Annotated in this window: 2 protein-coding genes; both read right to left on the bottom strand. The window is 72.7% G+C overall.

Annotation, left to right across the window (positions count from 1 at the left end):
• Positions 1 to 1,213 (bottom strand): hypothetical protein (locus STRAU_RS32590; protein WP_037663429.1); only part of this gene is annotated, 1,213 nt, incomplete at its 3' end.
• A 77-nt stretch (positions 1,214 to 1,290) separates the two neighbouring features.
• Complete coding sequence (locus tag STRAU_RS32585) at positions 1,291 to 2,400, bottom strand: hypothetical protein (protein ID WP_016644678.1); 1,110 nt, start codon at positions 2,398 to 2,400, stop codon at positions 1,291 to 1,293.
• Positions 2,401 to 2,451 lie beyond the last annotated feature (51 nt).

Raw genomic sequence — 2,451 nt, 5'->3', positions numbered from 1 at the left:
CGCCCGCGGAGCCGCCCGCCGAACCGGAGGCGGAGCCGCCCGACGTACCCGGACCGCCCGCGCCGCCGCTGCCCGCCGAGCCGCCGGACGCGCCGCCCGGCTGCGCGGAGGTGTCGAGCTCCAGGGACACCTCGGTCTTCGCCGGGGTGCACGTCGTGGTCGTGCCCAGCGCCTTCACGGTGAGGACTCCGGGCGACAGCGTCGACTTGCCGTCGGCGCCGGGCTTGTAGGTGCCCGTGAGGTCGGGGATGGTGATCGGGGCGCCGGACTTGATGGGCTCCTTGTTCGCGGGGCCCTCGACCGGCACGGTGCCCTTGTCGGCGCCGCCGAGCTTGACGTCCATCGAGGGCGTCACGGAGTTCGCGGGGATGTCGGCCGGGCTGTCCATCACGGACTTCTTGAACTGGACCGTGAGGCCGTAACTCCCGCCGTTCTTCTTGGCGTTGATCTGCACCGGCGAGGTGGCTTCCTTGTCGCCGATGGGGGTCTTGCACTTGTAGGGGATCTGGACTTCCTTGCCGGGGAAGTCGGTCTGGCCGTCGCCGCCGCCGCTGGAACCGCCCGCGGCGGACCCGCCGGACGTGCTGCCGCCGGAGCTGCTCCCGCCGGTGGTCGTGCCGCCGGACGTCGTGCCGCCCGAGGTGGTGCCGCCCGAGGTGGTGCCCCCCGACGTCGTGCCGCCCGAACTCCCGCCGCCCTCCGTGACCTTGATGGTCGCCGCGGCCTTCACCGTCTCCTCCGGCTTGCACTTGGTGTCCGTGGAGATCGGCTTGTTGACGTTGATGTCGTACGCGCCCGGAGTGAGCGTCACCTCGCCCGGCTTCGTCAGCTTCAGCTTGCCCTTCATGTCGGACAGGACCATCGGACTGCCCTTGGGTATGGGCGGGTTGGTCCGCGTCCCCTCCATCTTCAGGTCGCCGCTCTGCGCGCCGCCGACCTTGATCGTCCCGGTCGGCAGGACCGTGTCCTTGCCGAGGTCGAGGATGTCGGGGTTCTTGGACGCCGCCTCGACGGTCTTCCACACCACCTCGACCTCGTCGCCGACCTTCGCCTCGGCGGGCACCTTGACGTCCACCTTCGTGGTGCCGTGCACCGGCGGCAGGTTGGAGATCGGCGGCGGTACGCACTCGGTCTTGTACGCGACCTCGGCGGCCTGCGCCGGAGTCGCCGCGGCGAGCACGGCGGTGCCGACGAGCCCCGTGCCGCCGAGCATCAGGGCGACACCGGCCGCGGTCGCTCTGGTACGGGGTGGTGCCGCTCCCGCCGCCCTCGCGCTCCGTTTCCTCCTCATTACTGTCCCTTCGTCGTGGGGCCGTTGTCGGACGGTGCGGAGAGCTGACCTGCGGGTGCGCCCGGGTCTGTGTCCGGGCTGAACCAGGGCAGGGTGGTCGAGGGGGGCGCTCCGGGCGCCGGCGCGGAGCCGGGCGGGGTGCCGCCGCGTTCGGCGGTCACGGCCGACTGCGGAAGGCGCAGCTTGGGCAGGCGTCCGGTGAGGTCGCCGACGCGGGACGTGCGGTGCCGGCCGGGGGTGCGGCGGCGCCGGTCCGGGCGGAGCCGGTCGACGAGCACCATCCCGACGCGGAACACGGCCGCGGGCACGACGACGCAGAGCAGCACCCAGAACAGCGTGACGCCCCACGGCCGCCCGACGCCCCACGGCTGCTCGGCGAGGACCTTGTCACCGAACCGCAGCGACACCAGATAGTCGCCGTGCGCGCCCGCGGGCAGCTCGACGGACAGCTTGATCTGCGCCTTCCTGCCGGGCGCGATGGTGCCGCGCCACTGCTGCTCCTCCCACTTCGGGGCGAACACGCCGTGCGAGGTGCCGACCTGGAAGACGGGGTCCTTGACGGGCGCGGAGCCCACGTTGCCGACGGTGAAGACAAGGCGCCGCGACGGCGGCGAGCCGAACCAGGTGAGGACGCCGCTCGACCCGTCGAGCCGGGTGTCGGTGAGCACGGAGAGCCGCCCGCCCGCGCGCTGCTCGGGCAGCGGCTTCACCGGGTGTCCCGCGACCTTGAACGCCGCGTCCACGGCGGCCTTCGCGCCGGTCACGGTGGCGACGTGCACGACGCACGGACAGGGCTTCGGGGGTTCGGTGACGGGCAGCTTCTTGCTGAAGGCGCCGTCGCCGTCGGTGGTGACGGCGCGCCCCTGCGAGTTGGCGCAGGAGTTGGTGCCGCCCGGCACACCGGCGGCGGGGGTCGCCTGCCCGCAGACGAGCATCATGAGGAGGGCGTTCGGCCGCCATCCCTCGCCTTTGACGGTGACCGAACCTCCGGTACCGGTTTGGGACTTGGAGAGGGTGACGGTGGGTTTGTCGGCGGCGCGGGCGGAGGGCGGTGCGAGGAAGGCCCCGCCGAGGAGGGAGGCGAGGAGGGCGAGCGCTGGGAGGAACACCGCAACCCGAACGCGTTCACCTTGAGGCCGAGAGTCACGGGTGGGTGGGTG

It is taken from the genome of Streptomyces aurantiacus JA 4570, from assembly GCF_000414115.1.
GTDB lineage: Bacteria > Actinomycetota > Actinomycetes > Streptomycetales > Streptomycetaceae > Streptomyces > Streptomyces aurantiacus_A.
Note: the sequence above shows the minus strand (reverse complement) of the source record. Positions and strands in the feature narration are given on the sequence as shown.